At 72.1% G+C, this 16,781-nt stretch carries 17 protein-coding genes and 1 pseudogene; 4 read left to right on the top strand and 14 right to left on the bottom strand.

Translation table 11 applies throughout. The features are described from left to right. Positions 1-199: 199 nt before the first annotated feature. On the top strand, positions 200-1,123 hold the full coding sequence (locus O7618_RS04370; RefSeq protein WP_278109908.1) for a neutral zinc metallopeptidase: 924 nt from the start codon (positions 200-202) through the stop codon (positions 1,121-1,123). A gap of 73 nt (positions 1,124-1,196) precedes the next feature. Here O7618_RS04370 and O7618_RS04365 read toward each other — a convergent pair whose 3' ends face one another. From O7618_RS04365 to O7618_RS04315, 11 genes are all read right to left on the bottom strand, one after another. Next, entirely contained in the window at positions 1,197-2,414 is a 1,218-nt protein-coding gene (locus tag O7618_RS04365; RefSeq protein ID WP_278104658.1) for a hypothetical protein, read from the bottom strand. Between the two features lie 165 nt (positions 2,415-2,579). Next, positions 2,580-3,218: an acVLRF1 family peptidyl-tRNA hydrolase gene (locus O7618_RS04360; protein WP_278104657.1), complete on the bottom strand. Its 639-nt coding sequence runs from the start codon at positions 3,216-3,218 to the stop codon at positions 2,580-2,582. Between the two features lie 17 nt (positions 3,219-3,235). After that, complete coding sequence (locus O7618_RS04355; RefSeq protein WP_278104656.1) at positions 3,236-3,868, bottom strand: LysE family transporter; 633 nt, start codon at positions 3,866-3,868, stop codon at positions 3,236-3,238. Positions 3,869-4,083: 215 nt separating this feature from the next. After that, entirely contained in the window at positions 4,084-4,485 is a 402-nt protein-coding gene (locus tag O7618_RS04350) for a metal-sulfur cluster assembly factor (protein WP_269690857.1), read from the bottom strand. A gap of 56 nt (positions 4,486-4,541) precedes the next feature. Continuing rightward, a complete protein-coding gene (gene sufU / locus O7618_RS04345; RefSeq protein ID WP_278104655.1) occupies positions 4,542-5,015 on the bottom strand; it encodes a Fe-S cluster assembly sulfur transfer protein SufU in 474 nt (157 codons plus the stop codon). Between the two features lie 42 nt (positions 5,016-5,057). Next, positions 5,058-6,365 carry a cysteine desulfurase gene (locus O7618_RS04340; RefSeq protein WP_278104654.1) on the bottom strand — a complete coding sequence of 436 codons (1,308 nt, stop codon included), beginning with the start codon at positions 6,363-6,365 and terminating at the stop codon, positions 5,058-5,060. 5 nt (positions 6,366-6,370) lie between these two features. Further along, the gene (gene sufC, locus O7618_RS04335; protein WP_181569378.1) at positions 6,371-7,144 is read right to left on the bottom strand and encodes a Fe-S cluster assembly ATPase SufC; all 774 of its coding nucleotides are present in this window, start codon (positions 7,142-7,144) and stop codon (positions 6,371-6,373) included. Continuing rightward, positions 7,144-7,470, bottom strand: coding sequence for a non-heme iron oxygenase ferredoxin subunit (locus tag O7618_RS04330; RefSeq protein ID WP_278104653.1), 327 nt, complete (start codon positions 7,468-7,470; stop codon positions 7,144-7,146). Before O7618_RS04330 ends, sufC begins: the two co-directional genes overlap by 1 nt. Beyond that, positions 7,470-8,615: a Fe-S cluster assembly protein SufD gene (gene sufD, locus O7618_RS04325; RefSeq protein WP_278104651.1), complete on the bottom strand. Its 1,146-nt coding sequence runs from the start codon at positions 8,613-8,615 to the stop codon at positions 7,470-7,472. The genes O7618_RS04330 and sufD overlap by 1 nt, the downstream gene beginning before the upstream one ends. Before the next feature lie 88 nt (positions 8,616-8,703). Further along, on the bottom strand, positions 8,704-10,134 hold the full coding sequence (sufB, locus tag O7618_RS04320) for a Fe-S cluster assembly protein SufB (protein ID WP_278104650.1): 1,431 nt from the start codon (positions 10,132-10,134) through the stop codon (positions 8,704-8,706). Further along, the gene (locus O7618_RS04315) at positions 10,131-10,835 is read right to left on the bottom strand and encodes an HTH domain-containing protein (protein ID WP_278104649.1); all 705 of its coding nucleotides are present in this window, start codon (positions 10,833-10,835) and stop codon (positions 10,131-10,133) included. The genes sufB and O7618_RS04315 overlap by 4 nt, the downstream gene beginning before the upstream one ends. A gap of 131 nt (positions 10,836-10,966) precedes the next feature. Between O7618_RS04315 and O7618_RS04310 the strand changes: the two genes are divergently transcribed. The 3 genes and pseudogenes from O7618_RS04310 to O7618_RS04300 all read left to right on the top strand — a co-directional run. Further along, a complete protein-coding gene (locus O7618_RS04310) occupies positions 10,967-11,920 on the top strand; it encodes a COX15/CtaA family protein (protein ID WP_278104648.1) in 954 nt (317 codons plus the stop codon). Between the two features lie 73 nt (positions 11,921-11,993). Continuing rightward, positions 11,994-13,661, top strand: a complete 1,668-nt coding sequence (locus tag O7618_RS04305; RefSeq protein ID WP_278104647.1) for a right-handed parallel beta-helix repeat-containing protein — start codon at positions 11,994-11,996, stop codon at positions 13,659-13,661. 22 nt (positions 13,662-13,683) lie between these two features. Further along, positions 13,684-13,866: pseudogene (locus O7618_RS04300) on the top strand (TetR family transcriptional regulator C-terminal domain-containing protein); the annotation flags it as partial. A 243-nt stretch (positions 13,867-14,109) separates the two neighbouring features. On the opposite strand, the gene O7618_RS04295 reads toward O7618_RS04300, so the two are convergent. From O7618_RS04295 to O7618_RS04285, 3 genes are all read right to left on the bottom strand, one after another. Next, positions 14,110-15,027 carry a hypothetical protein gene (locus O7618_RS04295; protein WP_278104646.1) on the bottom strand — a complete coding sequence of 306 codons (918 nt, stop codon included), beginning with the start codon at positions 15,025-15,027 and terminating at the stop codon, positions 14,110-14,112. A 15-nt stretch (positions 15,028-15,042) separates the two neighbouring features. After that, positions 15,043-15,375 (bottom strand): hypothetical protein, encoded by a 333-nt coding sequence (locus tag O7618_RS04290; RefSeq protein WP_278104645.1) that lies wholly within the window; start codon positions 15,373-15,375, stop codon positions 15,043-15,045. Positions 15,376-15,609: 234 nt separating this feature from the next. Continuing rightward, positions 15,610-16,569, bottom strand: a complete 960-nt coding sequence (locus tag O7618_RS04285; protein ID WP_278104644.1) for a heme o synthase — start codon at positions 16,567-16,569, stop codon at positions 15,610-15,612. Between the last annotated feature and the right edge of the window lie 212 nt (positions 16,570-16,781).

Here is a 16,781-nt window from a genome sequence, read left to right as displayed (position 1 = left end):
GAAAGCGCCGGCGGGTCGTCTTCTCCCGTCGGCGCGGGGCCGTTCAGCCTTCGCAGCGCAGCACGGGTCAAGTGTACCGGGCGCGCCGCGCGGCTCCCGCCGGATTACCAGACAAGATCATCGGGTACCGAATGCGCCGTCCGGACCCGGTCCGGTACCGCAACCATCACACACGGACACATTGGTGATCGGGGTCAACATGGAGCTGAACGAGAACGCGCGGGTCGACACCAGCCAGGTGGACGACCGGCGGGGGTCCGGCGGAGGAGGAGGCGGGATGGGCATCCCCATCCCGGGCGGCGGCGGTGGCCGGGGCGGGCTCGTGAGCATCATCATCGCCGTGCTCGTCGCCCTGGTCGGTGGCGGCTTCGGCCTCAACGCGGCCACCAACGGCGGCGGCGGGTCGGAGCAGGGCGACAACACCTCGCTGGAGCAGAAGTGCTCGGCGGAGGACGCGCTGAAGCAGCTCGACTGCCGCAACACGCTCTACGTCAACTCGATCCAGGCATACTGGCGCACCGCCATGCCCGAGGTCTTCGGCGAGCAGTACCAGCCGTCCAAGACGGTGTTTTTCAGCCAGAACGTCAACACCGGCTGCGGTGCGGCCGACTCCGGGGTCGGCCCGTTCTACTGCCCGGCCGACGACCTGGTCTACATCGACCTCACGTTCTACCGCCTGCTCGCCGACCAGCTCGGCGCGGAGGGCGAGTTCGCCCAGCCGTACGTGCTGGCCCACGAGTACGGCCACCACGTGCAGGACCTGCTCGGCACCGAGGCGGAGATGCGCCGTCAGCAGCAGCGCGACCCGCAGAACGCCAACGCGCTCTCGGTCAAGCTGGAGCTGCAGGCCGACTGCTACGCCGGCGCCTGGGCCAAGAACGCCACCGGCACCGCCGACGACAAGGGCCAGAAGATCTTCAAGAGCATCACCGACCAGGACATCCAGCAGGCCATCGACACCGCCGAGAAGATCGGTGACGACGCCATCCAGCAGCGGTCCGGCCGGCCGGTGAACCCGGACGAGTTCACGCACGGCAGTTCCGAGCAGCGCAAGCAGTGGTTCACCAAGGGCTTCTCCACCGGCGACCCGAAGGCCTGTGACACCTTCGGCGCCGGCAAGTAACCGCCGGGCCGTCGGCCCGCGCCGCTGAGACATCCAGCGGCGCGGGCCGATGGCCGATCGGTGATCCCGCCGGTCAGCTCGGCATGGTCACCTGAGCGGGGGTGGGCCGTTGGACGGTGGTGCCGTCGCCCAGCTGCCCACCGCTGTTGTCACCCCAGCACCACAGGCCGCCGTCGGTGCGGATCGCACAGGCGTGGTCGGTGACGGCGAGGCCGCCGGTCCAGGTGGTGGCGGTGCCGACGCGGGTCGGCGCGGACCGGTGACTGGTGGTGCCGTCGCCCACCTGTCCCATCGAGTTCTTGCCCCAGCACCACAGGCTCCCGTCGGTACGGGACGCGCAGGACGTGTCGCCGCTCGCGGCGACCCGACTCCAGGTGGCGGTCGTGCCGACCTGGACCGGCGCGGTCTGGAAGCTGCCGCTCACTCCGAGCTGCCCGTACCCGTTCTCGCCCCAGCACCACAGGCTGCCGGACCGCGTCCCGCAGGTGTGGACGTAGCCGGCCGTGACGCCGGTCCAGTCGGTCGCGGTGCCGACCTGCGCCGGCGTCGCCTGGGCACCCAGGGTGCCGATACCGACCTGGCCGTCCGAGCTGAGACCCCAGCACCACAGCGTGCCGTCGGTGCGGATGCCGCAGGTGTGCGCGTAGCCGGTCGAGACGCTCGCCCAGTTGGTCGCGGTGCCGACCTGCAACGGGGTGGTCGCCACGTAGGGCGAGCTGCCGACGCCCAGCTGGGTGGTCCGGTTGAAGCCCCAGCACCAGAGCGTGCCGTCGGTCCGCACGCCGCAGGTGTGCAACGGCCCGGCGTCGACAGTGGCCCAGTCGGTGGCGGTGCCCACCTGCACCGGGGCGCTCCGGCTCGTGGTGGTGCCGTCACCGAGCTGACCCCGGAAGTTCGAGCCCCAGCACCACAGCGTCCCGCCGGTCCGCACCGCGCAGGTGTGCCCGGTGCCGGCGTCCACAGCCGTCCACGTGGCGGTGCCGACCCGCTCCGGGGCACTCCGGTTCGTGGTGGTGCCGTCACCGAGCTGGCCGCCGTAGTTCGAGCCCCAGCACGACAGTCTCCCGTCGGCGCTGATCGCACACGTGTGCGCACCGCCCGTGGTCACGCTGGTGACCGCCGGGGCGGCCAGCGCGGCGCGTTCGGCGGTGCCGACACCCGCGGCGGCCGGGCCCGCCGTCAGCGCGGCGGTGAGCATGACGCCGCCGGTACACATCGCCGCCGCGGCGGCGAGAAGCCTCGTCGCACGGCGCCACCGGGCCCGCAGCCGTCCGTCCTGATGTCCGCTCATGGAATTGTTCTCTCCCAACGATGTCGGTGCCTGGATGGCGGAGGCGAAGCTGCCCGATGGGTCGCCCGGAGACCCACCACTTCACCGCACCGACTCTAAGCATCGATTCGGTTCGATGCACCTCTGGCGAGGGGGAATGACCGGCTTGAGGTGATCTTTTCCCGTTCAGCGGACCAGGATGTGGACCGCCCGGGCGGCGGCGACGGCCGCGACCAGGACGGCATGCCGAGGTTCCGGCACGTCCAGCAGGCGCTCCGCGCGCAACGCCGCGAGCGGCGCCAGCCGCCGGTCGGCGAGCACCGTGTCGACCGCCCGCCGGTCACCGCCGCAGACCAGCGCCGCGAGCGTGCCGGCCGCCGGCAACAGCAGGCGTACGGCGAGATCGGCGGCATCGCCCAGGGCCGCCCTCGCCTGGTTGTCGCGCCGCCGGGCGAACCGCTGCTGGGACCAGCCACCCGCGGCGGTGCGCCCCTGCACGTACCGGGTGTCCACCTTCGAGGTCACCAGCTCGGTGCCGTCGGCGACGCCGACCGCCACCGCGCCTTTGCGGGCCAGCAGCAGCCCGAGCCGGCGGGGCGCGGCCACGGCACCGGCGAACGCCGGCAGGTCCGGCGCGGGACGTGCGCCGGGCGGCGTGTGCAGCTCGGCGGTGGCGCCGTCCGGGGCGGTGAGCAGCAACCCGTACCCGAGGGCGGTGGTGGTGGGCGGGCCGTGCCGGTCGGCGAAGCCCTCGACCCAGCGGGTGATGCGGGTCGGGTCGACCTCGACCCACCGGCCGCCCCCGGCTGCGGGTCGGCTGCTCATGGCACGACGGTACGCGGTCAGCCGGAGAACAGCGTGGCCGCCGCGAGCGCGGCGATCAGAACGCTGGACACCACGCCGGTGAGCAGGCGACCGCGCGGACCCGCCAGCGCGCGACCGACCGCCGAGCCGCCGCCGGCCACCAGCAGTTGCCAGCTCGCCGAGGCCACGAACGCGCCAGCGACGAAGAGCGCGGCGGCGACCGGGTCCGGTTCGGCGGCGTCCCGTCGGCCCAGCACAAGCGCGGCGAAGTAGAGCACCGTCGCCGGGTTGAGCAGGGTCAGGCCGAGCAGCGCCAGGTAAGCCCGGGCCGGGGTGCGCAGGCCGCGACCGGCCGGCGGCTCGGCCACCCGCCCGCCGCGACGGCCGGACCAGGCCCGCCACAGGCCGTGCGCGGCGATGCCGAGCAGGACCAACGCGGCGACCACCCGCAGCGGTCCGGCGACCGGGGCGAGGACGGTGGCCAGCCCGGTGCCACCGAGCGCGGCGATCGCGGCGTAGAGCCCGTCGGCGGTGGCCACGGCGAGCGCTCCGGCCGCGCCGACCCGGAACCCGGCACGGGCGCTCAGCCCGAGGATGAGGATCGCGATCGCGCCGACCGGGATCGCCACGCCGTAGCCGGCGACCAGGCCGGCGAGGAACGCGCCGGTCACGACGGCGGGCGGCGGGTCGAGGCGGCCGGCAGGGCACGCTGTCGACGTGCGGCGGTGGCCGCACGGACAGGAGCCTGCTTCGGGTACGCCTCCATCACCCGCCCATGGTGCGACCCACTCCCCTGGCCCCGCCACCCGATTTGCACGGGCGAGGAAAGCGTCGGGCGCGCCACCCCGGGAGGGATGACGCGCCCGCAACGGCGACCGGGAGCCGGTCAGACGTTGAAGCCGAGCGAGCGGAGCTGGTCGCGCCCCTCGTCGGTGATCTTGTCGGGACCCCACGGCGGCAGCCAGACCCAGTTGATCCGGATGTCGTTCACCAGGCCGCCGCCCGGTCCGGTGGTCAGCGCCTGCCGGGCCTGGTCCTCGATCACGTCGGTCAGCGGGCAGGCCGCCGAGGTCAGCGTCATGTCCAGCGTGGCGACGTTCTCGTCGTCCACGTGCACGCCGTACACCAGGCCGAGGTCGACCACGTTGATGCCCAGCTCGGGGTCGACGACGTCCTTCATCGCCTCCTCGATGTCGCCGACGGCGGCCTTGCCGCCGGCCGGCGTGGCCGGGCTGTCGGTCGCCACCGCGCCGGTCTCCGGCGTCGTGGTGGTCTCGTCGTCGCTCATCAAGCCTTGCCGACCGGGCATGCCCACACGGCCCTCGCTCTGCTCGGTGCGTTCGCTCATGCCTTCACCTCCGGGCTCACGCCCACCCCGGCGCGTGCCGCGGCGTCCTTGAACGCCATCCACGACAGCAGCGCGCACTTGACCCGGGCCGGGTAGCGCGCGACACCCGCGAACGCCACCCCGTCTCCGAGTACGTCCTCGTCCGGCGTGACCTGGCCACGCCCGGACATCAACTCGACGAACGCCTCGTGCACCACGGTGGCGTCGCCCGCGTCCCGACCCCGCAGCAGCTCGTGCAGGATGCTCGCCGACGCCTGGCTGATCGAGCAGCCCATCCCGTCGTACGAGATGTCGGTGAACACCGTGCCGTCGGTCGCCACCCGCACGGTGATCTCGTCGCCGCAGGTCGGGTTGACGTGGTGCGCCTCGCCGACCCGGGCCGCCGGGTCCGTCGCGTCCCGCAGGCCGCGGCCGTGCGGGTGCTTGTAGTGGTCCAGGATGATCTCCTGGTAAAGAGAGTTAAGTTGCATCACGCTGACCTCCCGTCGACTCGCGGGCTCCTGCGTCGCCGCTCACGCGAACACCTTCCGCACCTGCTCCAGGCCCGCCACGAGGGCGTCGATCTCCGCGGTGGTGGTGTAGAGGTAGAACGACGCGCGCGTCATCGCCGGCACCCCGAAGCGGGCGCACACCGGCTTGGCGCAGTGGTGCCCCACCCGCACCTGCACGCCGAGCGAGTCGAGCACCTGCCCGACGTCGTGCGGATGCACGTCGCCGAGGGCGAACGAGATCGTCCCGCCCCGGCCCACCGGCACCGACGGGCCGAAGATCCGCAGCCCCGGCACGGTGGCGAGGGCGTCCAGCGCGTACGCCGTCAGCTCCTTCTCGTGCCACTGGATCGCCCGCATCCCGACGCCGGTGAGGTAGTCCACCGCCCCGCCGAGCGCGACCGCCTCGGCGATCGGCGGCGTGCCCGCCTCGAAGCGGGCCGGCGGCGCGGCGAACGTGGTGCGCGCCATCGTCACCGTCTCGATCATCGAGCCGCCGCTCAGCACCGGTGGCATCGCGGCGAGCAGCTCGCCCCGGCCCCAGAGCACGCCGATGCCAGTCGGACCGCACATCTTGTGCCCGGTGAAGACGATGAAGTCGGCGTCCAGGTCGACCACGTCGATCGGCTGGTGCGGCACCGACTGGGAGCAGTCGAGCAGCAGCAGCGCGCCGACCTGGCGGACCCGCTCGGTGATCCGTGCGGTCGCGTTGACCGTGCCGAGGATGTTCGACGTGTGCACCAGCGACACGATCTTCGTGCGCTCGGTGACCAGGTCGTCCAGCCCCGACTCGTCGAGCCGGCCGCCGTCGGTGACCGGGAACCAGCGCAGCGTCGCGCCGGTGCGCTCGGCGAGCAGTTGCCACGGGACGATGTTCGAGTGGTGCTCCATCTCGGAGATCACGATCTCGTCGCCGGGGCCGAGCCGGAACCGCTCGTCACCGTCCGCGCGCGGCGAGGCGTTCGAGAACGCGTACGCCACCACGTTGATCGCCTCGGTGGAGTTCTTGGTGAACACCACCTCGTCCACGCTCGGCGCGTTGACGAACGCGGCGATCTTCGCCCGTGCCCCCTCGTACGCCTCGGTCGCCTCGGTGCCGAGCGTGTGCACCGAGCGCGACACGTTGGCGTTGTGCCTCGCGTAGTGCTCGGTGAGCACGTCGAGCACCTGCCGCGGCTTGTGCGAGGTGTTCGCGCTGTCCAGGTAGACGAGCGGGTGACCGTTGACCTCCCGGCCCAGGATCGGGAAGTCGGCCCGCACGGCCGCCACGTCGAAGCGCGGCACGTCGCCGTACTGCGGCATGCCCGCCGGGATCGCGATGGAGGAGGTCATGTCGGTCAGGCCCGCGCCGCGCCGGCCCCGGCGACGTACCGCTCGTAGCCCTCTTCCTCGAGCTTGTCGGCCAGCTCGCGGCCGCCCTGCTCGACGATCCGCCCGGCCACGAAGACGTGCACGAAGTCCGGCTTGATGTAGCGCAGGATCCGGGTGTAGTGGGTGATCAGCAGCATCCCGGTGTCGCCGGTGTCGCGGACCCGGTTGACGCCCTCGCTGACCACGCGCAGCGCGTCCACGTCGAGGCCGGAGTCGGTCTCGTCGAGGATGGCGATCTTCGGCTTGAGCAGCTCCAGCTGCACGATCTCGTGTCGCTTCTTCTCCCCGCCGGAGAAGCCCTCGTTGACGTTGCGCTGGGCGAACGCCGGGTCCATCTGGAGCTTCTCCATGGCCCCGCGCAGCTCGCCGGCCCAGGTGCGCAGCTTCGGCGCCTCGCCGTCGATGGCGGTCTTGGCGGTCCGCAGGAAGTTGGCCACCGACACGCCGGGGACCTCGACCGGGTACTGCATGGCCAGGAAGAGACCGGCGCGGGCCCGCTCGTCGACGGACATGGCGAGCACGTCCTCGCCGTCGAGCGTCACCTCGCCGCCGGTGATCTCGTACTTGGGGTGGCCGGCGATCGAGTAGGCCAGCGTCGACTTGCCGGAGCCGTTCGGGCCCATGATCGCGTGCGTCTCACCGGAGCGCACGGTCAGGTCGACCCCGTGCAGGATCGGCTTGAGCTCACCCTCGGGCAGCTTGACCGACACCTTCAGGTCGCGGATCTCCAGGGTGCTCATTATCGCGTCACTCCATTGCTCGGCGTCATGCTGACGTAGATCTCGCCGTCGCGGACTTCGACGGGGTAGACGGGTACGGGTTCGGTCGCGGGCAGGCCGGTCGGCTCACCGGTACGCAGGTCGAAACGGGATCCGTGCAGCCAGCATTCCAGCGTGCACCCCTCGACCTCGCCCTCGGAGAGCGCCACGGCGGCGTGCGAGCACTCGTCGCGGACGGCGTAGAACACGTCGTCCTCGCCGTGCACGATCGCCACCTGCACGCCGTCCACGTCGGCGCTGATCGCGGCGCCCTTCGGCACGTCCTCGGTCGAACAGATCCTGATCATCAGGCGCCGGCCTTCGTGAGGCGCGCCTCGATCGCGTCGCCGAGCCGCTCGCGCAGGTCCTCGACCGGGATCTTGTTGATCATCTCGGCGAAGAAGCCCCGCACCACCAGGCGTCGCGCCTCGCCCTCCGGGATCCCCCGGGCCATCAGGTAGAACAGCTGCTCGTCGTCGAACCGGCCGGTCGCGCTGGCGTGCCCGGCACCGGCGATCTCGCCGGTCTCGATCTCCAGGTTGGGCACCGAGTCGGCTCGGGCGCCGTCGCTGAGCAGCAGGTTCCGGTTGATCTCGTAGGTGTCGGTGCCGGTCGCCTCGGCCCCGATCAGCACGTCGCCGACCCAGACCGTGTGCGCGTCGTCGCCCTGGAGCGCGCCCCGGTAGCCGACGTTGCTGCGGCAGTCCGGCACGGTGTGGTCGACCAGCTGGCGGTGCTCCAGGTGCTGCCCGGAGTCGGCGAAGTAGAGGCCGTACAGCTCGGCCTCGCCGCCGCGCTGGGTGTATTCCACAGTGGTGTGCTGCCGGACCAGGTCGCCGCCGAGGCTCACCTGCACGTGGATGATCTTGGCATCCCGGCCCAGCTTCACCTTCAGGTGCTGTGCCTGCACCGCGTCGTCGGCCCAGTCGGCGACCGTGACCAGGGTCAGCTTCGCGCCGTCCGCCACCGCCACCTCGACGTTGTCGGCGAGCGTGGCCGAGCCCACGTGCTCCAGCACCACCGTCACCTCGGCGAACCGGCCCACCTCGACGAAGGTGTGGCCGAACGCGAGCGCGCCGGCGTCCTCGCCGACCGCCCGCAGGCGCACCGGCTCCGCCACCACGGCGTCGCGGGCGACCTGCACCAGCAGCGCGCCGTCGGCACCGCCGTAGGCCAGCGCGCTGACCCGGTCGAACGGGGTGAGCACGCCGCCCACCCGGGGGTCGTCGCGGCCGATCCGGCCGACGGTGACGCCCTCGGGCAGGTCGCCGTACTCGTGCCGGACCGTGCCGCGCGACGACCCGGAGCCGTCACCGGTCAGGCCACGGAGGCGCTTGAGCGGGGTGAACCGCCACTCCTCCTCCAGCCCGGTCAGGGCCGGGAAGTCGGCGACGTCGTACGAGCGGAGCGCCTGCGACTTGGTCGTGGGCGGCGCGGAAGCCTGGGTAGTCATCTCTTCCTTGGTCTGTCTGGTCCGTGACGACGTGGTCTTGCTGACGCGGCGGGCCAGGGTTCCGGCCCGCCGCGCGGGAACGGCGGCGTCAGCCGACCGCGCCCTCCATCTGCAGCTCGATCAGGCGGTTGAGCTCCAGCGCGTATTCCATCGGAAGCTCCTTGGCGATCGGCTCGATGAAGCCGCGCACGATCATCGCCATCGCCTCGTCCTCGCTCAGGCCCCGGCTCATCAGGTAGAAGAGCTGGTCGTCGCTGACCTTCGAGACGGTCGCCTCGTGCCCCATCGACACGTCGTCCTCGCGGATGTCGACGTACGGGTAGGTGTCGGAGCGGGAGATGGTGTCGACCAGCAGCGCGTCGCACTTGACCGTGCTGCGGCTGCTGTGCGAACCCTCCAGCACCTGCACCAGACCGCGGTAGGAGGTGCGGCCGCCGCCCCGGGCGATCGACTTCGACACGATGGTGGAGGAGGTGTGCGGCGCCGCGTGCACCATCTTGGCGCCGGCGTCCTGGTGCTGGCCCTCGCCGGCCATCGCCACCGAGAGCACCTCGCCCTTGGCGTGCTCGCCGGTCATGTAGACCGCCGGGTACTTCATGGTGACCTTGGAGCCGATGTTGCCGTCGACCCACTCCATGGTCGCGCCCTCGTGGCACACGGCGCGCTTGGTGACCAGGTTGTAGACGTTGTTCGACCAGTTCTGGATGGTCGTGTAGCGGCAGCGCGCGTTCTTCTTGACCACGATCTCCACGACCGCGCTGTGCAGCGAGTCGGAGGAGTAGAGCGGCGCGGTGCAGCCCTCGACGTAGTGCACGTACGCGCCCTCGTCGACGATGATCAGCGTCCGCTCGAACTGGCCCATGTTCTCCGTGTTGATCCGGAAGTAGGCCTGGAGCGGGATCTCCACGTGCACGCCCTTCGGCACGTAGATGAACGAGCCGCCGGACCACACGGAGGTGTTCAGCGCGGCGAACTTGTTGTCGCCGACCGGGATCACCGTGCCGAAGTATTCCTTGAAGATGTCCTCGTGCTCGCGCAGCGCGGTGTCCGTGTCGAGGAAGACGACGCCCTGCTCCTCGAGGTCCTCACGGATCTTGTGGTAGACGACCTCGGACTCGTACTGCGCCGCGACGCCGGCGACCAGCCGCTGCTTCTCCGCCTCGGGGATGCCCAGCCGGTCGTAGGTGTTCTTGATGTCCTCCGGCAGGTCCTCCCAGCTGGTGGCCTGCTTCTCGGTGGACCGGACGAAGTACTTGATGTTGTCGAAGTCGATCCCGGTGAGGTCGGCGCCCCAGGCCGGCATCGGCTTGCGGTCGAAAAGCCGCAGGCCCTTCAGGCGCAGGTCGAGCATCCAGGCCGGCTCGTTCTTCTTGGCCGAGATGTCCCGCACCACCGCCTCGTTCAGACCACGCTGGGCGGCGGCCCCGGCGACGTCGGGGTCGGCCCAGCCGTACTCGTAACGACCGAGGGCGGCGAGCTGCTCCTCCTGGGTCAGGGGCTGGACGATCTGCTCGGTCATCTATCTGTCCTCACAGTGGTGACGGTGGAACCGGACTGGGCGGGAATGTGCGTGGTGCACACGCCGTCGCCGTGCGCGATGGTGGCCAGGCGCTGCACGTGGGTGCCGACCAAGCGGGAGATCACCGCGGTCTCGGCCTCGCACAGCTGGGGAAACTCGGCGGCCACGTGCGCCACCGGGCAGTGGTGCTGGCAGAGCTGGCCGCCGGAGGCGATCGTGGACGCGTTGGCAGCGTAACCCTCGGCGGTCAGCGCCCCGGCGAGCGCCTCGGCCCGCGCGAGCGGGGCGTCGCCGGCGTCCTCCATGGCGGCCCGGCAGCGGTGCTCCAGCGCGGCGACCTGGTCGGCGGCGAACTCCGCCACCGCCTCGGCGCCACCGGTGCGGGCGATCCACCGCAGCGCGGCGGTGGCCATGTTGTCGTAGTGGTGGGTGCCGCAACGCACCCGCGCCGCCTCGGTCAGCACGAAGACCTTGGCCGGCCGGCCCCGCCCCCGGCTGCCCCGGACGGTCTGCTCGCGGGCGACCACGTCACCGTCGGCGAGCATCGCGTCGAGGTGCCGGCGGATCGCGGCCGGGCTGAGGCCGAGCGCCGAGCCGAGCTGCGCGGCGGTGGTCGCGCCCCGCTCCAGCAGGAGCTGGGTGACCCGGTCGCGGGTCGACAGGTCGGCAGGAGCCGTCGCGCCGGCGACCCTACTGGTCACCGACCCTTCGGACAGCGCTGCCGCGTTTTTCACAACGGCAACGTTACGTAATTCGCGCGGGGCCCGCAAACCGGGGGTCCGGTGATCCCGACCACCGGGGTGGCCGAGTCACCCGATCGGGATCAACTACGGTGCGTAGGATTCGCTTCGTGAAGCGTTCCGTCCGGTTCCCGGTCTCCCCCACGCTGCTGCGTCGCCTCGCGTTCACCTCGATCATCGCGAACGTGGCGATCGTGGTCACCGGCGGGGCCGTCCGGCTCACCGCCTCCGGCCTCGGCTGCCCCACCTGGCCCCGGTGCACCGACGAGTCCTACACCACCACGTCCGAGATGGGCGTGCACGGAGTGATCGAGTTCGGCAACCGGCTGCTCACCTTCGCGGTGGGGATCATCGCACTCGCCGTGGTGCTGGCCGTGCTCGCCCAGCGCCCCCGCCGCCGGGGGCTGCCGCCGCTGGCCGTGGGCGTGCTGCTCGGCATCCCGGCACAGGCCGTCATCGGCGGGATCACCGTGCTGACCAACCTCAACCCGTGGGTGGTCGGGCTGCACTTCCTCGCCTCGATGGTGGTGATCGCGGTCGCGTACGCGCTCTGGCGGCGCACCGGCGAGCCGGACGGGCCGGTGACGCCGACCGTGCCGGCGCCGCTGCGTACCCTCGCCCTGATCACGACGGTGGTCAGCGCGGCCGTGCTCGTGGTCGGCACCTGGGTGACCGGCAGCGGACCGCACGCCGGCGACCAGGGCGCGGCCCGCAACGGCCTGGATCCGGAGACGATCTCCCAGGTCCACGCGGACGGCGTCTTCCTGCTGCTCGGCCTCTCGGTGGCGTTGTTCTTCGCGTTCCGCGCGGTCGGCGCGCGCGACGCCGCCCGGGCCGCCGCTGCGCTGCTCGCGGTCGAGCTGGGCCAGGGCCTGATCGGCTTCGTCCAGTACTTCACCCACCTGCCGGCGGTGCTGGTCGCCGCGCACATGCTCGGCTCCTGCCTGGTGCTGCTGGCCACGCTCGGCGTGCTCTGGAGCACGCGGGAGCGCCGCCCGGCGGCCCCGGCCGCGCCGGCCGCCGAGCCGGTGGGCGCCACCGCCTGAGCCGGGCGTTACCGCGCGGCCGGAGCGGGAATGCGGGCCGGACGACGGACCGTACGCCCGAGGGGAGCCGCCGGTGTCGCGCAAGGGCCTTGCCACGTCCACGCCGCAGCGGCTGACCCCGGTGGCCGGCGCGCCGCTGTGGTGCGACGCCCGCGAGTTCGGCCTCACCGGCGACGGGGTGACCAACGACCAGCCGGCGCTGGCCGCGCTGGTGGACCGCCTCGGCGCCGGGTACGACGCCGACGGCCGGGCCCGGGTGATTTACTGCCCGCCCGGCCTCTACTCGATCCGCGACGCCGGCACGATCTGGCGCAGCGGCGTCTCGCTGATCGGCGCCGGCTCGGCCGCGACCCGGTTCCTGCTCAGCAACGAGGGCAACCGCGCCGACCCGGTGCCGCTGGCCTACTGGACCACCGTGCAGCACGGCGCGGACCGGGACCGGCACATCGCCGACTGCACGTTCGCCGACTTCGAGATCGACGGCTCCGGCGTGGGTCAGGCCGAGTACGACTACCTGGCCAAGGGCCTGGGCCTGCAGTACGTGGTGCGGGGCGTGTTCCGCAACCTCTACATCCACCACACCGGCGCGACCGGCCTCGGCTGCGACTTCCTCCAGGACACCCTGATCGACGGCGTGGTGGTGGTGGGCTGCGGCCGGCTGGACAACGGCCAGCAGATGGGCGGCGCCGGGATCGGGGTCGGCATCGGCGGCTGGGGCGACGTGGAGCGCCTCACCATCGCCAACTGCACCACCGTCGGCAACGGCACCAACGGGATCTTCCTGGAGTTGCAGAAGGACTACTGGGCCCCGCCGCGCGGCATCCGCATCACCGCCTGCCACAGCCAGGCCAACCGGTTCGGCATCTCGGACTGGGGCGCGGACGGGCTGATCGTCTCCGGCTGCACCATGACCAACAACCTGGAGGCCGGCTTCGACGTGTCGGCCAACGGCACCGCGGGGGTCGCCGGGCGTGGCGGGCTGCTCACCGGCAACGTGATCGACTGCAACGTCGGCGACGGGATCAGCATGGGCAACACACCCGGGCCGTACGCGGTGCAGGGCAACCGGATCAGCCGCAACGGCGGGTACGGCTACCACGAGCACGACCTCGGCCACGGCTACCGGGGCGCGGCCGCCGACGTGGTGATCCAGGACAACGACATCCGGGAGAACGCGCTGGACGGGATCCGGATCGACCGGCCGATGCTGGACGCGTCGATCGTGGGCAACCGGATCCGGGACAACGGACGCCGCTCCGCGCCGGCCCACCGGGGCTCCGGCGACGCGGTGCGCTATGGCACGCGCGAGGTCACCGACGGCGCGGCCCGCTGGCCGGCCGGCGGGCACCGGGGCAAGGTCGTCCGGGTCGGCACCCGGACGGCCGTGGTCGCCGACAACACCGCCGACCGGCTCTCCCTGGCCGAGGTACGCCCCGACGGCAGCACCGGCTGGAACGAGGCGGTCCCGGAGCCCGGCTCGGCGTACGAGCTGCCGGACGGGCCGACGGCCTGCGCCGGGATCACCGTGGCGGCCCCGTTCGACTCCGCCACCGTCCGGGCCAACCGGATCTGGCAGCGTGACGCCGACACCCAGGAGTACGGCATCTGGATCACCGAGTCGGGGAGCTGCGTCTCGTGCGCGGTCGAGGACAACGACCTCGCCGGGTCGCGGGCCGCGCTGCGACTGGACACCCCGCCGATCGGCGGTCGCTGGGACCGCAACCACACCGACCGGGACTGACCCGGCGTCTCCGCCCGCGGCGCTGCGGGCGGAGAGCGAAGCCGACCTCCGGGCGAACCTGGAACGGCTGCTCACGCTCGGCCGCGCGGGCGGCCACCTCGATGCCGGTGTCGACCCGCGGGCCGAGGCCGCCGCGCTCGCCACCCTGCTGGACGGCATCACCGTACGGGTGCTGAGCACCGGCCTGGACCCCGCCGAGGAGATCGACCGGCACCTCGCCCGACTCGCCCCCGCGGAACGCACCGCGCCGGTGAGCGGCCGCCCGCCAGGCTGGCACCGGACCGCCAGGTGGGCCGAGCCGCAGTCGCAGGTCCGGTGCCCGCAAGGACACCCACGACGTTCCACCCCCGGCACCAGCCGACGACGAGTGGAACGCTACGGACGTCTGGGCGGGCCTGGCCCACCCGTGGCGGCTCACCCGTCGCGCCGGGTGGGCGGCGTGGGGCGGTCAGGGGCGGCCGGGCAGGTGGGCGAGGATCGCGTCGGCGAGCCGGTCGGGGGCGCCGTCGGCGTGGCCGACGAACAGGCTCGGCTCGGTCAGCTCCAGCTCGACCAGGACGGGCGAGCCGTCCGCGCCCGGGATGAGGTCGACCCGGGCGTAGAGCAGCCGGTCGGTGCCACCGGGAACGGCGGCGAGCACCTTCTCGGCGACGGCCCGCTGCTCGTCGGTGGCGGTGCGGGCGTCGATCCGCTCCTCCTTGTAGAGCGCGGCCTCGCCCCGGTCCGGCCCGGTCAGCATCGGGCCCTTGCGGATCGCGTGGCTGAACGCCAGGCCGTCGGGACCGGCCAGGTAGAGCAGCGCGGTCTCGCCGGCGGTGTCGACCGCGTCCAGGTAGGGCTGGACCATCGTGACCCGCCCGGCGTCACCGAGCCGCCGCACGTGCGCCGATGCCAGCCTCCGGTGCTCCGGGTCGGCCAGGTCGTAGCGCCCGGTGTCCTGGCTGCCGGCGCTGACCGCCGGCTTGAGCACGTGCTCGCCGCCGGCCGGCGACGCCCACCGCTCCCCCGGCGCGATCCAGACCGTCGGCACGGTGGGCACCCCGGCGGCGGAGAGCTCGGCCAGGTAGCGCTTGTCGGTGTTCCAGGCGACCACGTCGGCTGGGTTGACGAGCGCCGGCACGGTGCGCGCCCAGGCGACGAACTCGTCCCGACGCAGGGCATAGTCCCAGGGTGAGCGGAGCACGGCCAGGTCGTAGCCGGACCAGTCCACGGCCGGGTCGTCCCAGACCGCGACCTCGGCACCGACGCCGCGGGCGGCGAGCGGGCCGAGCACGAGCCGGTCGTCCGGGTCGAGGTCGGGCAGGGCGGCACAGGTGACGAGAGCGACCCGGGGTTTCCCCCGGGTCGACTGGTGGTGGTCGGTCATGCGGTTATGGGTATGTCAACGGGCCATCGTGCGCCGGGCCATCGACCGCCAGAGGTCGTTGCTCGGACGCATCTGGTCCATCAGCTCACGCTCCCAGGCGTTCTCGACGTCGACCCCGGCCGTGGCGCAGGCCTGCCGCGCGACGACGGTGTCGTCGGCGAACTGGTCCGCCCACGCCCCGTCGGAACCCACGAGGACGATCCGTGCGCCGCGCTTGCCGACGTACTCGATGACCGCCTTCGCGCCGCCGTGCCCGGCGGCGAACGACTTGATGCCCGCGACCAGGCCGTTGGGGGCCTGCTCGCCGGTCTTGTCAGCCGTCAGCGTCGTATCGGAACCATCTGCCATGACGCGAAGCCTAAGCAGACTTCCACCCGGATGTGCGAGAACGATGAACTGAATGTGATGCCAATTACCCGCTGGTTTAAGGAGAACCACAGGTAATTTGTCCGGCCATGTCGGAAAAATGCGGGCGAAGCGGGCGGGCTGGATCGTCACACTCTGTCCAGGTTGATCCCCGGCGAGGGACGTGGAAAAAACTTCTGATGAACCATCTCACGTGCGCCGACGCCGGCGCGACGGTCAGACCAGCGCGTCGAGGGCGACGGCGGCGAACAGGATGGTGAGGTAGGTGGTCGACCAGTGGAACAGCCGCATCGGCTTGACCGCCTCGCCACGCGCCGCACGCCGGCACAGCTTGTGCGCCTCGACCACGAAGATCCCACCGACGACCAGCGCGGTCACCCCGTAGATCGGGCTCATCCCGAGCGGCCAGACCGCCAGCGACGACAGCAGCGTCAACCAGGAGAACCCGATGATCTCCGCGTTGACCCGGCGGACCGAGGCCACCACCGGCAGCATCGGGATGCCGGCGCGGGCGTAGTCGTCCTTGTACTTGATGGCCAGCGCGTAGAAGTGCGGCATCTGCCAGAAGAAGACCACCGCGAACAACCCCCAGGCGGCCGGCGCGAGCGAACCGGTGACCGCGGCCCAGCCGATCAGCACCGGCGCGGCGCCGCAGGCCCCGCCCCAGAACGTGTTGGCGGCCGTGGTCCGCTTCAGCCAGAGCGTGTAGACCAGGTCGTAGTAGGCGATCGCGGCCAGCGTCAGGCCGGCGGCCAGCCAGTTGGTGGTCGCCGCCAGCAACGCCACCGACACCGTCGCCAGCACCAGCCCGAAGACCAGGGCGTTGCGCGGCGACACGGTGTGCGCCGGCAGCGGGCGACGCTTGGTGCGCCGCATCAACTGGTCGATGTCGCGGTCGATGTAGCAGTTGAGCACGCTCGCCGCGCCGGCCGCGAGCGAGCCGCCGACCAGCACCACGGCCACCAGCCAGAGCGACGGCATGCCGCCGTCCGCGAGCATCATCGCCGGCACGGTGGTGACCAGCAGCAGCTCGACGATCCGCGGCTTGGTCAGCGCGACGTAGGCGGCCACCACGGCCCGCACGTCCCGCCGGCCGGTCGCCGGCGCCTCCGCCACCGTGCCCACCGGTGACACCCCGGCAGGGTTGCTGACCGGGCGCTCGGTGATCATGCTCACGGATTGCCACCTTCCGGCATCGGCAGGGGAGTCGTCGGCCCGGACCCGAGCCGGGTCCACACACCGCCCCACACACTACGCGTCGTCGTTTTGGCTGCCCCGCAGACCCGGCAACGGTGCGGGCCGTCACACCGGGGGTTGAACGCCCGGCCGGGACGGAAACGTACAAGTCAGCATGCCGAGATCCCCGGGCGGACGTTTAGCGGCGCTCG

The sequence above is a fragment of the Micromonospora sp. WMMD980 genome, assembly GCF_029626035.1.
GTDB lineage: Bacteria > Actinomycetota > Actinomycetes > Mycobacteriales > Micromonosporaceae > Micromonospora.
This window is presented reverse-complemented; position numbering and strand designations above follow the sequence as displayed.

Bases quoted from the DNA above. Each gene is read 5' to 3' on its own strand.
- sufD (WP_278104651.1), bottom strand. From the start codon at position 8,615: ATGACTACCCAGGCTTCCGCGCCGCCCACGACCAAGTCGCAGGCGCTC.
- sufU (WP_278104655.1), bottom strand. From the start codon at position 5,015: ATGCAACTTAACTCTCTTTACCAGGAGATCATCCTGGACCACTACAAG.
- O7618_RS04295 (WP_278104646.1), bottom strand. From the start codon at position 15,027: ATGACCGACCACCACCAGTCGACCCGGGGGAAACCCCGGGTCGCTCTC.
- O7618_RS04350 (WP_269690857.1), bottom strand. From the start codon at position 4,485: ATGAGCGACGACGAGACCACCACGACGCCGGAGACCGGCGCGGTGGCG.
- O7618_RS04365 (WP_278104658.1), bottom strand. From the start codon at position 2,414: ATGAGCGGACATCAGGACGGACGGCTGCGGGCCCGGTGGCGCCGTGCG.
- O7618_RS04290 (WP_278104645.1), bottom strand. From the start codon at position 15,375: ATGGCAGATGGTTCCGATACGACGCTGACGGCTGACAAGACCGGCGAG.
- O7618_RS04330 (WP_278104653.1), bottom strand. From the start codon at position 7,470: ATGATCAGGATCTGTTCGACCGAGGACGTGCCGAAGGGCGCCGCGATC.
- O7618_RS04370 (WP_278109908.1), top strand. From the start codon at position 200: ATGGAGCTGAACGAGAACGCGCGGGTCGACACCAGCCAGGTGGACGAC.
- O7618_RS04340 (WP_278104654.1), bottom strand. From the start codon at position 6,365: ATGACCTCCTCCATCGCGATCCCGGCGGGCATGCCGCAGTACGGCGAC.
- sufB (WP_278104650.1), bottom strand. From the start codon at position 10,134: ATGACCGAGCAGATCGTCCAGCCCCTGACCCAGGAGGAGCAGCTCGCC.
- O7618_RS04360 (WP_278104657.1), bottom strand. From the start codon at position 3,218: ATGAGCAGCCGACCCGCAGCCGGGGGCGGCCGGTGGGTCGAGGTCGAC.
- sufC (WP_181569378.1), bottom strand. From the start codon at position 7,144: ATGAGCACCCTGGAGATCCGCGACCTGAAGGTGTCGGTCAAGCTGCCC.